20 protein-coding genes are annotated in these 15,014 nt (G+C 47.2%); 9 read left to right on the forward strand and 11 right to left on the reverse strand.

Going from position 1 to position 15,014, the window contains the following annotated elements:
• Positions 1-38 precede the first annotated feature (38 nt).
• Genes RMO68_RS09515 through folD form a run of 9 tightly spaced genes read right to left on the reverse strand, consistent with a single transcriptional unit; the run spans position 39 to position 6,933 of the window.
• Positions 39-1,460, reverse strand: a complete 1,422-nt coding sequence (locus RMO68_RS09515) for a leucyl aminopeptidase (protein WP_310440515.1) — start codon at positions 1,458-1,460, stop codon at positions 39-41.
• Positions 1,441-2,034 carry a DedA family protein gene (locus tag RMO68_RS09520; protein ID WP_310440516.1) on the reverse strand — a complete coding sequence of 198 codons (594 nt, stop codon included), beginning with the start codon at positions 2,032-2,034 and terminating at the stop codon, positions 1,441-1,443. Before RMO68_RS09520 ends, RMO68_RS09515 begins: the two co-directional genes overlap by 20 nt.
• Positions 2,035-2,044: 10 nt before the next feature.
• Entirely contained in the window at positions 2,045-3,244 is a 1,200-nt protein-coding gene (gene trpB / locus RMO68_RS09525; protein ID WP_310440517.1) for a tryptophan synthase subunit beta, read from the reverse strand.
• The gene (locus tag RMO68_RS09530; protein WP_310440518.1) at positions 3,244-3,792 is read right to left on the reverse strand and encodes an adenine phosphoribosyltransferase; all 549 of its coding nucleotides are present in this window, start codon (positions 3,790-3,792) and stop codon (positions 3,244-3,246) included. Before RMO68_RS09530 ends, trpB begins: the two co-directional genes overlap by 1 nt.
• 15 nt (positions 3,793-3,807) lie before the next feature.
• Positions 3,808-4,140 carry a hypothetical protein gene (locus RMO68_RS09535; protein WP_294894237.1) on the reverse strand — a complete coding sequence of 111 codons (333 nt, stop codon included), beginning with the start codon at positions 4,138-4,140 and terminating at the stop codon, positions 3,808-3,810.
• 3 nt (positions 4,141-4,143) lie between these two features.
• Entirely contained in the window at positions 4,144-4,581 is a 438-nt protein-coding gene (rpiB, locus tag RMO68_RS09540; RefSeq protein ID WP_310440519.1) for a ribose 5-phosphate isomerase B, read from the reverse strand.
• An 8-nt stretch (positions 4,582-4,589) separates the two neighbouring features.
• Positions 4,590-5,267 (reverse strand): site-2 protease family protein, encoded by a 678-nt coding sequence (locus RMO68_RS09545; protein WP_310440520.1) that lies wholly within the window; start codon positions 5,265-5,267, stop codon positions 4,590-4,592.
• On the reverse strand, positions 5,254-6,072 hold the full coding sequence (lepB, locus tag RMO68_RS09550; protein ID WP_310440521.1) for a signal peptidase I: 819 nt from the start codon (positions 6,070-6,072) through the stop codon (positions 5,254-5,256). The genes RMO68_RS09545 and lepB overlap by 14 nt, the downstream gene beginning before the upstream one ends.
• A gap of 3 nt (positions 6,073-6,075) precedes the next feature.
• Entirely contained in the window at positions 6,076-6,933 is an 858-nt protein-coding gene (gene folD, locus RMO68_RS09555; protein WP_310440522.1) for a bifunctional methylenetetrahydrofolate dehydrogenase/methenyltetrahydrofolate cyclohydrolase FolD, read from the reverse strand.
• A 68-nt stretch (positions 6,934-7,001) separates the two neighbouring features.
• On the opposite strand from folD, the gene RMO68_RS09560 reads away from it, so the two are divergent.
• Together RMO68_RS09560 and RMO68_RS09565 are read left to right on the forward strand one after the other, a co-directional pair.
• Positions 7,002-7,364 (forward strand): cytochrome c, encoded by a 363-nt coding sequence (locus RMO68_RS09560; protein WP_310440523.1) that lies wholly within the window; start codon positions 7,002-7,004, stop codon positions 7,362-7,364.
• Positions 7,333-8,268 (forward strand): HpcH/HpaI aldolase/citrate lyase family protein, encoded by a 936-nt coding sequence (locus tag RMO68_RS09565; protein ID WP_310440524.1) that lies wholly within the window; start codon positions 7,333-7,335, stop codon positions 8,266-8,268. Before RMO68_RS09560 ends, RMO68_RS09565 begins: the two co-directional genes overlap by 32 nt.
• A 4-nt stretch (positions 8,269-8,272) precedes the next feature.
• Here the strand turns inward: RMO68_RS09565 and RMO68_RS09570 are convergent, their stop codons facing one another.
• Together RMO68_RS09570 and RMO68_RS09575 are read right to left on the reverse strand one after the other, a co-directional pair.
• Positions 8,273-8,929, reverse strand: coding sequence for an energy transducer TonB (locus RMO68_RS09570; protein ID WP_310440525.1), 657 nt, complete (start codon positions 8,927-8,929; stop codon positions 8,273-8,275).
• Positions 8,930-8,951: 22 nt separating this feature from the next.
• Positions 8,952-9,812 carry a TonB C-terminal domain-containing protein gene (locus RMO68_RS09575; RefSeq protein ID WP_310440526.1) on the reverse strand — a complete coding sequence of 287 codons (861 nt, stop codon included), beginning with the start codon at positions 9,810-9,812 and terminating at the stop codon, positions 8,952-8,954.
• Between the two features lie 45 nt (positions 9,813-9,857).
• On the opposite strand from RMO68_RS09575, the gene RMO68_RS09580 reads away from it, so the two are divergent.
• From RMO68_RS09580 to RMO68_RS09610, 7 genes are read left to right on the forward strand one after another with little or no spacing between them, the layout of a single operon-like run.
• Positions 9,858-11,159 carry an FprA family A-type flavoprotein gene (locus tag RMO68_RS09580; RefSeq protein ID WP_310440527.1) on the forward strand — a complete coding sequence of 434 codons (1,302 nt, stop codon included), beginning with the start codon at positions 9,858-9,860 and terminating at the stop codon, positions 11,157-11,159.
• Between the two features lie 47 nt (positions 11,160-11,206).
• Positions 11,207-11,536, forward strand: coding sequence for a nitrogen fixation protein NifQ (locus RMO68_RS09585; protein ID WP_310440528.1), 330 nt, complete (start codon positions 11,207-11,209; stop codon positions 11,534-11,536).
• A complete protein-coding gene (locus tag RMO68_RS09590) occupies positions 11,533-12,546 on the forward strand; it encodes a MoxR family ATPase (RefSeq protein WP_310440529.1) in 1,014 nt (337 codons plus the stop codon). The genes RMO68_RS09585 and RMO68_RS09590 overlap by 4 nt, the downstream gene beginning before the upstream one ends.
• Entirely contained in the window at positions 12,527-13,678 is a 1,152-nt protein-coding gene (locus tag RMO68_RS09595) for a DUF2201 family putative metallopeptidase (protein WP_310440530.1), read from the forward strand. The genes RMO68_RS09590 and RMO68_RS09595 overlap by 20 nt, the downstream gene beginning before the upstream one ends.
• Positions 13,647-14,360, forward strand: coding sequence for a hypothetical protein (locus RMO68_RS09600; protein ID WP_310440531.1), 714 nt, complete (start codon positions 13,647-13,649; stop codon positions 14,358-14,360). The genes RMO68_RS09595 and RMO68_RS09600 overlap by 32 nt, the downstream gene beginning before the upstream one ends.
• A complete protein-coding gene (locus RMO68_RS09605; protein WP_310440532.1) occupies positions 14,353-14,595 on the forward strand; it encodes a hypothetical protein in 243 nt (80 codons plus the stop codon). The genes RMO68_RS09600 and RMO68_RS09605 overlap by 8 nt, the downstream gene beginning before the upstream one ends.
• Positions 14,595-15,011 carry an ArsC/Spx/MgsR family protein gene (locus tag RMO68_RS09610; protein ID WP_310440533.1) on the forward strand — a complete coding sequence of 139 codons (417 nt, stop codon included), beginning with the start codon at positions 14,595-14,597 and terminating at the stop codon, positions 15,009-15,011. The genes RMO68_RS09605 and RMO68_RS09610 overlap by 1 nt, the downstream gene beginning before the upstream one ends.
• The last annotated feature ends 3 nt before the right edge of the window (positions 15,012-15,014 follow it).

The raw sequence follows: 15,014 nt of genomic DNA on the forward strand, positions 1-15,014 counted from the left end.
TAATAAACTCTACAAGGAAGAATTTTTAACTCAACAAACTATTTACACTGCTCCATCAACCAGTTGAGACTCATGCGAACTCCCGCACCCGTTCCGCCATAGGTATGAACATCCCATGCGCTTTCGGTGTAGGCGGAGCCTGCGATGTCGAAATGAACCCATTTTTGTTTCATATCCTCATCGATGAAGTTATCGAGGAAGAGGGCGGCGGTGATCGCTCCGCCGTAAGGTTTAGAGGAGACGTTGCAGACGTCAGCGAGGTCGCTTTTGATCAGCTTTTTGAGGTGGCGGTTGAAAGGGAGGTTTCCGCAGTATTCGCCGCTTTGTTCCGCTGCTGATAGCCACTCTTGTTTAAGTGGCTCATTGTGTCCCATAACCCCTGTCGTATAGGGTCCTAGAGCCACCATACACGCACCTGTGAGGGTCGCATAATCGAAGATATAGTCGCTTTTTACTTTTTCTTGGGCATAGCCGAGTACATCGGCAAGGACGAGACGCCCTTCGGCATCGGTGTTGCGCACTTCGATGGTTTTACCGTTTTTGGCACGGAGAACATCATCGGGTTTGTAAGCATTGCCGCCGATCATGTTCTCGACCGCTCCGACAAAAGCGTGTACTTCAATATCGAGTTTTAATTCACTGACCGCTTTGATAATTCCCATGACGGCACATCCGCCCGCTTTGTCCATTTTCATCGTGACCATAGAAGCAGCGGCTTTAAGACTGAGTCCGCCGCTGTCATAGGTGAGTCCTTTACCGACGAGAGTAATCACTTTGCGAGGATTTGAAGGTTTGTACGCGAGATGGATCAGACGGGGAGGGTTGATCGATGCGCGCCCAACGGCGAGCATTGCGTTCATCCCCTCACTCTCTAAACCGTTGACATCGAGAATCGTACATTCGAGATTATTGGAAGAGGCTAAAGAATCTGCCGTAACCGCCATTGCCTGAGGGGTCATATCGTAAGGGGTTTGATTGACCAAATCACGGACAAAATTAGTTGCTTTGGAAATGATGACGCTTTGATTAAATAAAGTTTCTAAAGCCGAAAAATTGCTTGCTGAGTCATTGGCAAACATTATCTCTTTGAGAGAGGTTTTTTTCGGATCGGATTTATACGATTCAAATTTATATCCCCCTAAAAGTACCCCTTCTACCAAAGCGCTTAAAAAAGTCTCTTTGGGAATAGCAACTTTGAGTGAGGTATAGGCGTAATTCATTGCGGTTTTAAGGGCGGATGACATGGTTGAGCGATAGCTTTCACTGCTCTCTTCACTGAGGGCGCAGACGAGTAGCCGATGCTCATGTAGGGTACATAGCTGTTCTGCTTCGGCTTTAAATCCTGCTTGTGTCAAGAGAACTTTGTGCGGGTGTGTTTCAAACTGTGCGGGCGTGACAAATTCTACTGTCAAATCAGCATTGAGTGAGGATAGTGATTGATTATAAAGGGCGACGTTCACGGCGTTTCTCCAAAAGATTTTTTTCAATGCGGTTAAACATAAAAGCGATACCGCTGACGATACTAAGGGCTAGCGGTATTGCAAAATACCAGTGCGCTTTGATCCATGCGAGCAGTTTGAGGAGCTCTTCCCCAAAATAATAGGCGGGAATGATGGTGAGTGCAGCCCAAAAAATCGCACTCACGAGATTAATAATGGCAAAGTCACGTGAGGAGTATTTGGTGAGTCCTATCGCCATGGGGATAACGGTTCGCATACCGTACATGTAGCGTTGGACAAAGATCAACGGCCATCCGTATTTTTTAAGCAGCAGATGGGCAATAGCGAACTTACGTCGCTGAGAGCGAAGCTTATTATGAATATAGGCTTTGTTAAAGCGTCCGATATAAAAATAGATTTGATCCCCTACGAATCCCCCCAAAGCACCGACGATAATCGCTAGGGGTAAAATCATATCCCCTGTATGGGACATAATCCCGGCCATAACAAGACCGAGTTCGCCCTCTAAAATACTCCATCCGAAAAGGACAATGTAACCATATTCTTTTAGCCACTCTAAAAATAGATGCTCCACCGCTGTCCCTTTAGTTATCGAAATTTAAAATTTGTTTGGCTTGCATCATATCTTTGTCTCCGCGACCGGAAAGGTTTACAATGATAAGTTTGTCTTTGATATTGGTCATTTTTTTTAAATAAGCGACGGCATGGGCAGTTTCAAATGCCGGAATAATTCCCTCCGCGCGGCTGAGCCACACGAAGGCATCCAAAGCTTCCTGATCGGTAATATTGTCATAAGTGACGTTATCGTTATCTTTATGGAACGCGTGTTCGGGCCCGATTCCTGGATAATCGAGACCTGCCGAGATCGAGTGGGCTTCGAGAATTTGTCCGTCGTCGTCTTGGAGGAGATAGCTCATTTGACCGTGCAATACTCCCGGACGCCCTTTGAGGAGGGAACAGCCGTGTTTGTCGGTCTCGACCCCTAATCCCCCTGCTTCGATCCCGATACAGCGTACCTTTTTGTCTTCGAGAAAGTGTTGAAACGTTCCGATGGCATTGGAGCCTCCGCCGATGCAGGCGATGACGTAATCGGGGAGGCGGTTCTCTTTTTCCAAGATTTGAGCACGCGCTTCACATCCGATGATCGCCTGAAAATCGCGTACCATCATAGGGTAGGGATGCGGTCCTGCAACGGTTCCGATAATATAGAAGGTATCCCGCGCGTGGGTGACCCAGTGACGGATTGCATCGTTCATGGCATCTTTGAGTGTTTTAGAGCCGCTCTCAACGGCGTGGACTTTAGCTCCGAGAAGTTTCATCCTGAAAACGTTTAGCTCTTGGCGTGCGACGTCTTTGGCACCCATAAATATTTCACATTCCAGTCCCAACAATGCGGCAATCGTAGCGGTTGCGACACCGTGTTGTCCTGCACCCGTTTCGGCGATCACTTTCTTTTTGCCTAAACGCTTTGCCATCAACCCTTGCGCGATAACGTTGTTAACTTTATGGGCTCCCGTATGGTTCAAATCTTCCCGCTTGAGGTAGATTTTGGCACCCAGCTCTTCGGAGAGGTTTGCGGCGTAGTACAGAGGGCTTGGACGACCGACGTAATCACGCAGATACCCGTCCACCTCGCTCCAGAAAGCTTTATCAAAACGGATCTCTTTGTAAGCCGCTTCAAGTTCTAAGAGTGCAGGCATTAGGGTTTCCGGAACATAACGCCCTCCGAAGATGCCGAAATGACCGTCAACCGGATCAAATTTTGAAGGGGAAGGGATATACATTAATCGACTCCGATCACGGTATAAACTTCAGTTGTCTCACGCAGCTTGGATTGTCCGCTCAAAAAGTCAAGACCCATAATAAAGCAAGCTTCGATACACTCGGCACCTACTTTATTGATAAGGTTGGCAGCGGCAAATGCCGTTCCTCCGGTTGCGATCAAATCATCGATAAGAAGTACGCGCGGTTTCTCCACTCCTTCAAAGGCATCAATATGGATTTCCACTTCATCCACGCCGTATTCGAGAGAGTATTTTTCCGATACGGTAGTGTAGGGGAGCTTCCCTTTTTTGCGAATAGGGACGAAACCGACGCCGAGCATTTGAGCCAGTGCCGCACCGAAGATAAAACCGCGCGCATCGATCCCTGCAATATGGGTCAAATCATAGGTACTGTAGCGATCATGCAAGTGACGCATTAAGACACCGAATGCTTCACCGTCGCTCAGAAGCGTTGTGATATCTTTAAAAACGATTCCCGGTTTCGGAAAATCGGGGATATCCCGAATAGCGTTGATTAAAATGGCTCTGTCATTTATACTGAGATTCATAAAGGTTTCCTTTTTTTAAATAAGTGCGTCGATACGCCCTTCAAGTTCTTTGATTTTGTTTTGGAGGCGGTCGGTTTCGGAACGGTGTTTTGAGTTACGTTGTTTGAGTGATTTTACCTCATTACGGAGATTGTTCAGCTCTTCACTGAGAATATCAACATTCCCTAATGCGCGTTGGAGTTGAATTTGATATTTTCGGATCAATACTTCAGCCTCTTTGAGGGTAAGCTTCATCATTTCACTGGTGCGCTGTTCTTTAACGGTGATGCTCCGAAAATAGAACATTTTGACTAAAAAGAAAAGAGCACCTAGCGTTACAATCGTAAGTAATGACCACTCTAAAAACATACCTTATCCTTTGATCGCCTCTATTTTTTCGACTCGACCGCAATGGCGACCCCCTTCGAATACCCCTGCAATCCATGCATCGAGGATCGATTCGGCAACCCCTTTACCCACGATACGTTCACCGAAACATAAAACATTCGCATCGTTATGACCGCGAGCAACGGTAGCGGTGTAGGCATCGTGGCACAGGGCTGCGCGGATACCATGATGTCGGTTTGCCGCCATAGACATACCGATCCCTGAACCGCAGATCAAAATTCCCTGTGCTGAAGAGTCGGAGAGGACATTTTCGCACACTTTGATAGCATAATCGGGATAATCGACACGATCTTTTGAAAAAGGGCCCAAGTCGATCACTTCATGCCCCTTTGAACGGAGAAGTTCGACGGTAAAATCTTTCAGTTCGATTCCTGCGTGATCGGTAGCAACGTAAAATTTCATAACTCTCCTTAGTTCAATAATAAATTTAAGACCGCTTGAATCGGCCAAATAACCAACGGAATTTTCAGCGGAGTAACCAATATGATGATGATAACAATCATTCCATAAGGTTCGGCTTTGGCGAAAAATTCGGCAACGGCATGAATACGATATTTTAATGAAAGGTAACTGATGAAATGGGCTCCGTCAAATCCCGGAATGGGGAGAAGGTTAAATACCGCGAGAACGACGTTGATCAAAAGAAGTTTCAGGATGAAGATATAGCCGAAAATATAGGCAAGGCTATCGGCCTCACTCGGTTGTGCCATTGAGAGAAGTACAATCGAAGAGAGGGTTGCCAAAAAGATATTGTAAGCAATCCCTGCGAGACTCACCTGCATCGCGGCGTTATAACCGCCGTTGCGGATAACGGTGTGAGTATTAATCGGCACCGGTTTAGCCCAGCCGAATAAAAATCCACTCTCAGCCCCTAGAAGCATCGGGATAAAATAGGTCATTAACGGAACGAGAATCGAGCCGAAGGGATCGATATGGATCAATGGATTGATACTGAGACGCCCTTGGCTTTTAGCAGTGGTGTCACCGTATTTATAGGCGACCCATCCGTGCATGATCTCATGCCCGATAATTGCAATTAGGAGCGCGATAATCGCGGCGGGGATTTCGAGCAGATTAATAGAGCTCATGGTCATTGGCATCTTCGCGGATACGCTCGGCGATAGCACGATTGAGTGGTTCTTGAAGCTCTAAATCACTCGGTGTTTTTCCGATACGATCCCAGCGTACTTCATAATTGCTGTCCATGCTGAAATAGACAAACCACGGTGTCCCCTCGATTAGACCGTAGGGGACGCTTCCCCAAAAACGGCTGTCGTTTGAGTGGTCACGGTTATCTCCCATCATAAAGTATTCCCCCTCAGGGACTTGGATCGGAGCAACATTGAAAAGCTCACTCGGGAAAATGCCGTTGTCAACCATTTTCTCATCGTTGTGGATTCCCGGATGCTCTTTGGTATACGGGTTTTTAACCCACAGTTTCCCCTCACGCTCGATCAACTCATAATCGGCGAAAGCCTTGCGAGCGTATTCATCCCCTTCTCTTGGGTGGAGGTAGAGGACTTTGTCTTGCAAAAAGAGCTCATCCCCCGGCAATGCGACACACCGTTTGACGTAGTGAAGCTGTGTGTTGTTCGGATAGCGGAAAATGACGATATCGCCCCGCGCAGGCTCATCGCCATCGAGGATATGTCCATCGGTTCCCGGAATCAAAGGGATTTCAAGAAACGGGATGTGGGGAGTGGAGATGCCGTAGGCGAATTTTTTTGCAAACAGATGATCCCCCACAAGGAGAGAATCTTTCATCGATCCGCTGGGGATACGAAACGCTTGAGCAATGAAGAAAATAACGAATAAAACGATGATGATGGTTCCCGTCCATGTATTGGAAAAACGGTAGGCACTGTGGGCGGCATTGAATATTTTTTTCTTCAAAGGTTATTTCTCTTCTTCTGCGTGAATTTTTGCGGCTTTAAGGGTGTTGGAGAGGAGCATAGCAATGGTCATAGGTCCTACTCCTCCCGGTACAGGGGTAATGTACGATGTTTTAGGGGCAACGGCATCATAATCGACGTCACCGACGAGGCGTCCATCGGGTGCGCGGTTAATACCGATATCGATAACGATAGCTTCCTCTTTGACCATATCTTCTTTAATCAGATTAATGACTCCCGCACCGACGAGGATAATGTCGGCGCTCAGGGTGTGCTTTTTCAAATCATCGGTGAAAATATGGCAAATCTCAACCGTAGCATGGGCGTTGAGCAAGAGAGAAGCCATCGGTTTTCCGACGATATTGGAAGCGCCGACGACACAGCAGTTTTTCCCTTTCGGATCGATGTCGTATTCCGCCAATAGTTCCATGACACCCAACGGCGTACACGGGACAAATCCGTCTAACCCTGTCGTGAGACGTCCGACGTTATAGGGGTGGAACCCGTCAACGTCTTTATTCGGGGCGACGATTTCGAGGATTTTGGTGGTGTCGATATGTTTAGGGAGGGGAAGCTGGATCAAAATCCCGTCGATGTTCGGATTGGTGTTCATCATTTCGATGGTTTTGACGATGGCGTCTTGGGAAATATCATCGGGCATTTCGTGGGTGACCGAGTAAAATCCGGCACGGTCACACGCTTTTTTCTTCATTCCGACGTAGGCTTGACTCGCAGGATCATGACCGACTAAAATCACCGCCAGTCCGGGAACTCTCCCGCTAGAGGCTTTGAGTTCTTTGGCACCGAGCGAGACTTTTTCTTCGATTTTTTGTGCGAGGGCTTTACCGTCAAGAATTTGCATTTAATCACCGTCAAATTGTTTTTGGGTATGATACCGCTAAAAGACTAATAATTGGTTAAAGGGATCAGGTGCGCGGGGTTTTTCTACTATTTTTGACATTCACACTCTCTCACGCAGAGTCGTTTATTACGAAAGAAGAGTATGCCGCAGGACTCTACCATAACCCCCGTGGAGTAGGGTGCCATTTGTGCCACGGAGAAAACGGAGAGGGGAAACTCATTGCCCGCTATCGGGATAAGGGTGAAAAAAAATCTTTTGTCGGAAAGCCGATCCGTAAACTTCCGTTTCGTGAATTTTATCTGAAACTCAACAGCCGTATCGTCGGAATGCCTCGCTATTATCTCACCGATACCGAAATCCAAACGCTCTATTATTATCTCCATCGGGAGGAGTTTAAACATGCCGCTCCGCAACCTCCAAAAGCTCAATGATCTCATTGAATCCGGCGATTTAGCTACCCTTAAAACACTCGCAGTACCTATTAGACGTGAGTTTAACCGCTCCCTCTCTTTTCGTTCAGCCATGATGATTTCGACGCATAACCTCAAACACATCGTGAAAATAGCGACGTTGGATGCGGAGTGTGTGATGCTGAACCTCGAAGACGGTGTCAGTCGTGAACAAAAGCCCTATGCGCTTGTACTCTGTGCGTTAGCGTTGGCTTCCAATCCGATAAGCGATAAAAAAATGGTGGTGCGTGTCAATCCTCTGGATGAGGGGGGAGCTGAGGAGATAGCGTTTCTCAACCCTTTTATGCCCGATGCGATCCGTGTACCGAAAATACGTTCCGTAGAAGATGTCCTCCGTGTTTTGAGCTTGGTGGATGAGTCTATCGAAGTTCATCTCTCTATCGAGACGAAAGAGGCGTGGCTAGCTCTGGAAAAGTTGGCGGTGGATTCACGGATAAAAGCTTTTTATCTCGGGGTACTCGATCTTTTCGCCGATTTGGGACTCTCGCAAAGTTTCCTCCTCCCTGATAATCCTACGGTTCAATACATGCTCTCTCATTTTTTAATGACCTCTCGTGCGTGCGGTGTCAAACCTGTTTCATTTGTCTATCAAGATTATAAAAATCACGACGGACTGCGTAACTGGCTGGAGCTGGAAAAGATGATGGGATTCGATGCCAAAGGGTGTATCGCTCCGGCTCAGGTTTCGCTTATCCATGAGATTTTCGGTCACGGGGAAGCGGAGATAGAGCGGTGCCGTGAGATTGTTAGACTCTTTGAAGAACACTCTGCTCAGGGGATTAGCGGATTTGTCGATGCGCGGTACGGATTTATCGATGAGCCGATTTATAAGGGTGCACTCTGTGTACTAAAAGAGTTGCATTAATTCTTTATTTGACAATAATATAAACCCGTATTCTTATATGGGTCGGCTGATCGGGTTTCGGATATTTAGGGTGGGCGAGGTTAATCGTCTGGAGTGTCAGCTCATCAAGCGGCGTTCCGATACGGTTTTTCTCTAAGGCGAGATCGCGAATACTGCCATCAGGGTTGAGGATGAACTCAACGACGTTATTGTCCATCGGATCGACGTCGGATCGCTCACGAAGCAACCTCGTTCCGACCACTTCATTTATCTTTCGTATCTTTTGAAGATTATCGATGATGAAGTGCTGTTCTCCTGCGGAGAGGTTAAAAAACTCCTCACCGTAATGATGAAGAACCGAAAAAGGGAGACTCTCTCGATCCGCCTCACTCAGGTATTTTAGTTCCATTAGGGGAGCTTGATTCTGGGGATTTGCACGTGCTGTCGGTCTCTTTTTAGCTTCTTGCTTATGCGGTTGGTGCGTGTCGGCGGGGAATGTGGAAGCGGAGGCTGTCTCCTCGGTTATTTCCAACTCTTCACTCACCAAAATACCGAATCTTTTTTCATGATGGATCGGAATCTCTTGCGAAGGGTTACGGGCGGTACTCCAGATTAAAGCGAGTAATAATCCATGCAGTGCAAGTGCGATCAACAATGCCCATGCGGATTGATTCGGTTTCATTTTCCGATTATAGCGATTATTGTTAATATCCCGTCAAGTTGTACCAGACACGGTAGCGTATAAGGGTTTTTTGCTGAGGTCGAGGGTATTTGGAATAGGCGAGTTCGATCACCTCTTTGGTGGTGTCATCGAGTATAGCGAGTTGGCTATTTTTGAGGAAGCGTATCTCTGAGATACTCCCATCGGGATGGAGATAAAACTCGATCATGTTGGTGTCATTGGCCCGAATAGAATCCGGAATACGGCTTCGTCCGTAGCGATCCAAAACCCCCTGCGTGATACGGCGCATCACCTCTTGGTTATCGAGGATATATTTTTGCTCCCCTTCGGAAAGTTCCGTGAACTTGTCACCGTAGAGACGTTGGATACTGTCGGCAACTCGGGTCGAGCTTCGGGTCGGTTTTTCGTCTGCCGAAGGATGGGCTTTTGAGAGGATATCGTATAACCCTTGTTCTTTTTTAGGTAGAGGCAATCGATCAATCGTCGTTACGGGTTTGGCAACGGTACGTTCATACGCCTTTCTAGGCTCAGGCAGGGGGTCTACAGTTGGAGGGGTCGGCTTACTCACGGGTGCGGGTGCCGTTGATTTAGGTTTTTGAGGCTTCGGTTTGGGCTGTGCGTCTTTGATCAGCTGTTCTCCGCGCGGTATGGAACGTTTTGGGGCAACTTTGGGGATATCGTTTTTGAGTACGGACTCTTTTTCGATCTCGGGACGCTCCTGTATCGAGAGGCGGAAACGCTCTTCTTTCGGTTCGGACGGTGGCGGCGGAGGCGGAGGGGTGGGTTTAAGCTGATCGAGTAAAATAAGCACGAGTATAATAATGATATGAACCAATAGAGCGATTATAAATGCGTAAAGGGAATAAGATTTGGTCCGTTTCATAACCGCGCATTCTACCTAGATTTTCCTAATGGAAGAAATCTCTTCGTGAAACAATGGAATTTTGTCGTCGCGTACAAAAAATGCATTCGGTATGAAAACCTCTTTACAAGGATGCAGATGCTCCCTGATATCGTCGAAATCAAACCCGACGTCTACTTTACCGGTGCGTTTGACCCTCGAATTCGTACTTTTGATATTATCATGAAAACGGCCAACGGCAGCTCCTATAACAGTTATATCGTCCGAGGGTCTGAGGGTGTCGCGGTGATGGATACCGTAAAAAAAGAGTTTAGTGACGATTTTTTTGCGAGGCTGGAGAGGGTATGCGGCTACGATGAAATCCGCTATATCGTTTTGCACCATCTCGAACCCGATCACTCCGGTGCGTTGATTGAACTGATGGCACGAGCCCCTAGGGCAAAGCTCATTATCTCAGGGCGTGCGGTGATGATGCTCAAAGGGATCGTGAAAACCGATATCGCTTATGAGATTGCAACGGCAGGGACAACCATCTCGCTAGGGGATAAAACGATTGAATTTATTATGACGCCGTTTCTCCATTGGCCTGATACCATGAGCAGTTATCTGCATGAAGAGAAGCTTCTCTTTAGCGGTGATGTGTTCGGAAGTCACTATTATGATGAGCGTCTTTTTGATGATTTGGTGGGGGATTTTTCGTATGCGTTTCATTACTATTATGACCACATCATGCGTCCGTTTAAACAGTATGTTCTTCAGGCGCTTAAACTGTATGAAAAGTTCGATATTGATCTGATTGCTCCGTTACACGGGCCGATACTGCGCAGTAATCCTCAAAGCTATATTGATAAATACGGACAATGGAGTTCACAAGCACGATTTCGTAAAAATGAGTTTAATACCAAAATGCTCTCCGTTTTTTATATCTCCAGTTATGACAATACCCACAAGATGGCAGAAATGATTACTCAAGGTGCCGATGAGGTCGAGGGGATACGGGCAAGTATGTACGATTTAGCATCCCTCGATGAATCGAACATGATTACGTTGCTCGAAGAGTCCGATGCTATTTTGATCGGATCACCTACGATCAACGGAGATGCGGTAAAACCTGCATGGGATTTACTCTCGTGTATGGCGTATTTGGAGCGGACTGGCAAGATCGGTGCAACGTTCGGTTCGTACGGATGGACGGGAGAAGCCCCCGAAATGCTCCATGAACGCCTTAAAGGGTTAAAGTTTCGTCTCCCCCTCAAACCTCTAAAGGTCAAGTTGATTCCGAGTAAAGAGGAACTCGAAGCCTGCGTAGCGTTTGGCCGCGAAGCGTCGGAGATTGCTATGGGGAAAATGGTGGAGATGGATTTATAGACTGAAAAATGCATCTCTAAAGGATAATCCTTCTTTAGGAGTGAGAAATGAGTGAATTGGATACTTTAGGCCGTGAGATCGAAGGGTATTTGAAAAAGTATGCGGTTGATGATGAAGCGCGGTATGTGATCGCCCCTCACATTGCTAAAAAATCGTTAGAGATGAACCATCTTTATCAGGATATGGGTTTTAAAAACCGCCTCGAGATGGGGCAATATATGGCACGTCATTTTCCTCGTCTCGCCGAGCTCAAACCTAAAGAGAAATTGTGGAAAAAATTTCTCTACGATGCGATCGGTAAAGTGGCTCCCGCATGTGCGACATGTAACGATCAAGAGCATTGCTTTACCTGTTTGATCGCGGAGGCGAGTGCGTGAAGACCCCATCGATTACGACGAGTGAACTCTATACCCATCTCGATACCCTCATCGGTGCCGATATTCCTCTCTTTATCCACGGCTCTCCGGGGATCGGGAAATCGTACATCGTAGCCGAAGTGGCAAAAAAACACGGCTTAGATCTCGTCGATGTCCGCCTCTCTCAGATGGATCCTGTCGATTTGCGCGGAGTCCCTGCGATACGTGATGAGCAGACGGTATGGATGCCGCCCGTATTTTTCCCTCGTGATAAAGATTCAAGCGGGATATTGTTTCTCGATGAACTCAACTCAGCCCCTCCCTCGGTGCAAGCGGCGATCTATCAGCTGGTACTGAATCGTAAAATGGGGGAATACGAACTCCCTCGCGGTTGGCGGATTATCTGTGCTGGGAACCGTATCAGCGACCGTGGTGTCGTGTTTCGTCTCCCGACACCGCTGGCGAATCGGATGGTGCACTTGAGCGTCGAAGCACGGTTTGAGGATTTTAAACTCTTTGCCATTCGGGAAGGGTTACACTCGTTTGTGATCGGATTTTTGAGCTTCCGCCCCGATTTGCTCACCTCGGAGCCGGTGAGTGAGGATGATAGCAATCCTGCATTTGCCACCCCGCGCAGTTACCATATGCTCTCTTCTATCCTCAAACATAATGAGAATACGGCGCATCTTGCCCCTATCATCTACGGGTTGATCGGATACGGAGCGGGGATCGAGTTTCTCTCGTATGTGAAAGTGTACGAAAAACTCCCCGACGTGCAGGCGATTTACCGCGGAGAGTACCCCGCTATCGATAAAAGCGAGCCGGCATTGCTCTACGCACTCGTTTCGGCGATGGTGGAACTCTATCGCGGCGGAGCGGAAGCCTCGAAACATCTTTTCGGTTTTTCCCAAAGCCTGCCGACCGAGTTCGGGGTGATGTTGATCAAAGATGCCATCGTAAAAGATGCCTCTATCGCGGAGTGTGCCGAGTTTGACGAGTGGATCGGACGCTATGGCGACTATATCCTTTAACGCTCAACTTGAAAAAATTAGGGTTCAATTTCTCTTTGACCATCCGTTTTTAAGCGTTTTAGCTCTCTCTATCCCCCATAAATACCAAAGCAACACTCACATGCTCTTCGAGACCGATGGGGTGAGTATCCGCGTCGATGAGACCAAAGGCTCTAGCTATGACGATGCGGCTCTCAAATACCTCTATGCTCACGTACTGCTCCATATCCTCCTCAAACACCCTTTTCGGATGAGTGGACGAGAAAAACCGACATGGAATCGCAGCTGTGACATTGTCATCGGACTGCTTCTGAGTGATTTTCAGCGTGTGGGGAGTGCGGATGAGGAGGCGATGGTGATCGAATCCTTTCGTGACAAAAGTGTAGAGGAGGTGTATCATGCACTCTACCGCGAAAGCGATGAGGGGGAAGGAACTCCGAATGAAGAGAATCCGACAGAGCAAAAGATGGACATTATAGAGCATGAGGGGGATACGAAAGTTGCCGAGGAAGAACTCGACGCACTGATCATCCAAGCGATGGGAGCGGCGCGGAAGCAGGGGAATATCCCCGCCTCGCTTTTAGAGATGTTCGATGAGATTACCAAACCCTCCATCGATCTGCATACGCTATTGCATGCTTATATGTCGGAGAGCTTTTTCGATAAAGAGTCCGATTTCTCCCACCCCAATCGCCGTTTTATCCATCAGGAGATTTATCTTCCCGGATACCGCTATGATCGTAACCGTTTAAGTCTCTTTATTTTTTTGGATCGTTCTATGAGCATTAGCGGTGAGGTATTTTCGCGCTTTTTAGGGATTATCGACTCGATAGTACGGATGAGCCACGATTTCGAGGTGAGTGTTATCCCTTTTGATGAGCGGGTCTATGCCGAAGAGAAAAAGAGCTACGACGCGCAATCTTTGTTACCCGATATAGGTTTTGCAAAAGGGAACGGCGGGACGCAATTCACCCCCGTATTAGAGTATCTAAACACCCATGCAGGGGAAAAGAATCTGGCGGTGATACTGAGTGATGGCTATTTTACGGTAGAGAAAGCGCCCGCGATGCAGACACTGTTTCTCCTCAGTGAGAAAAAAAATTTAAAAAGGTTTGAGCGTTATGGAGACGTCGTCTACTTTGACTTATCGTGAACATATCGAAGTCCTAAAGGATGATTTGGATTTCGAGGAGCAAGGCGATGCGATCTATTTAGATCATCCCGATGATGAAGCACGGCTATTGTGGGCGTTTCATAGACCCAGCGGCTCTCATCCACTCCAAGTGGGTGATCGCAACACCGAAGTGGCTATTATGGCGTTCAACCACTCACGATTAGGGGCTTATGAACGTTATACCAAACTCAATCCTTCTGTGATCGAAAATCCCGATCTGCGTCGCCATATCCGCAATCGTAGCCGAATGTTGTTTCGCTCTTTGGTTGATAACGATTTTACCGAATTGCTGGAGGTTTTAGCGTTTGCCCCTGTCTTTATCGATCTTGCGTGCGATCAGATGATCAACGGGCGTATCTGGAACGAAAATTACGCGACACCGCTTCGCGCATCGCAGTTTCTTTACCTTGCCGGAGATCATATATCCGATACGTTGTGCGAGGGGGTATTGCGACGATTAAAACCGCTGAAGCACTATGATTTTGATGAAGCAAAAGGGTTATTGTCCGAATTGTCAGGTCAAGCACAAAAGTTGCATGAAGCTATTAAAGCGCATTACATACAAGAGTTTGAAACGTGGTTAGCGCGTGAAAAACTCCATCCGCTTCAGAATATCGTACTGACAAAACAGATACATCAGTTAAAGGATAATCATGAATGAATCAACACTACGGGTCATGAATGCGATATTTTCGCTGAGTGACGAGATCGAATACAATATCTACGAGGCGGTTGATATCGCCGAGTACGCTCAGATGGATGCTGATGAAGTACATAAAATCATAAAAGAACTCTATGATGAGGGATATTTAGGTGAATGTATGACGGTAGAAGATGATGGATTCGATACCTTTTATCTGAACAAAAAAGGGCGTACGCTCATCGGGATGGAATGATGATAAAGTTAGTGGTCTTTTATGAAAAACCTTTTTGTGCCGCGAATGCCAAGCAAAAACAGATTCTCCGTCAGAGCGGATGTACCCTCATTGAACGCAATCTCCTCGAACACGGTTTGGATGCTGAAGCACTTAGAACTTTTATGGGGGATAAAAAAGTAGAGGAGTGGTTTAATCCTGCCGCCCCAGCGATCAAAAACGGTGAGATTTTTCCTGAAACACTGGATGAAGCTTCTGCGATGGAGTTACTGATGTCCAACCCTATTTTGATCCGCCGTCCGCTGATGGTGATCGGATCTGAAAAACTGTGCGGGTTTGATGCGGATAAAGTCTCTGAAGTGTTGGAGCGTTACGTCGAACCGATGCCGAAAATCAACTGCATGGAAAAAGGGTGTTTGGAGAAGAGGGCTGAATAACTC

The organism is Sulfuricurvum sp. (assembly GCF_031427015.1).
Lineage (GTDB): Bacteria > Campylobacterota > Campylobacteria > Campylobacterales > Sulfurimonadaceae > Sulfuricurvum.

Coding starts and splice junctions, on each gene's coding strand:
- trpB (WP_310440517.1), bottom strand. CDS start 3,244: ATGTATATCCCTTCCCCTTCAAAATTTGATCCGGTTGACGGTCATTTC.
- RMO68_RS09530 (WP_310440518.1), bottom strand. CDS start 3,792: ATGAATCTCAGTATAAATGACAGAGCCATTTTAATCAACGCTATTCGG.
- RMO68_RS09535 (WP_294894237.1), bottom strand. CDS start 4,140: ATGTTTTTAGAGTGGTCATTACTTACGATTGTAACGCTAGGTGCTCTT.
- rpiB (WP_310440519.1), bottom strand. CDS start 4,581: ATGAAATTTTACGTTGCTACCGATCACGCAGGAATCGAACTGAAAGAT.
- RMO68_RS09545 (WP_310440520.1), bottom strand. CDS start 5,267: ATGAGCTCTATTAATCTGCTCGAAATCCCCGCCGCGATTATCGCGCTC.
- folD (WP_310440522.1), bottom strand. CDS start 6,933: ATGCAAATTCTTGACGGTAAAGCCCTCGCACAAAAAATCGAAGAAAAA.
- RMO68_RS09565 (WP_310440524.1), top strand. CDS start 7,333: ATGCCGCTCCGCAACCTCCAAAAGCTCAATGATCTCATTGAATCCGGC.
- RMO68_RS09570 (WP_310440525.1), bottom strand. CDS start 8,929: ATGAAACCGAATCAATCCGCATGGGCATTGTTGATCGCACTTGCACTG.
- RMO68_RS09575 (WP_310440526.1), bottom strand. CDS start 9,812: ATGAAACGGACCAAATCTTATTCCCTTTACGCATTTATAATCGCTCTA.
- RMO68_RS09585 (WP_310440528.1), top strand. CDS start 11,207: ATGAGTGAATTGGATACTTTAGGCCGTGAGATCGAAGGGTATTTGAAA.
- RMO68_RS09595 (WP_310440530.1), top strand. CDS start 12,527: ATGGCGACTATATCCTTTAACGCTCAACTTGAAAAAATTAGGGTTCAA.
- RMO68_RS09600 (WP_310440531.1), top strand. CDS start 13,647: ATGGAGACGTCGTCTACTTTGACTTATCGTGAACATATCGAAGTCCTA.
- RMO68_RS09605 (WP_310440532.1), top strand. CDS start 14,353: ATGAATGAATCAACACTACGGGTCATGAATGCGATATTTTCGCTGAGT.
- RMO68_RS09610 (WP_310440533.1), top strand. CDS start 14,595: ATGATAAAGTTAGTGGTCTTTTATGAAAAACCTTTTTGTGCCGCGAAT.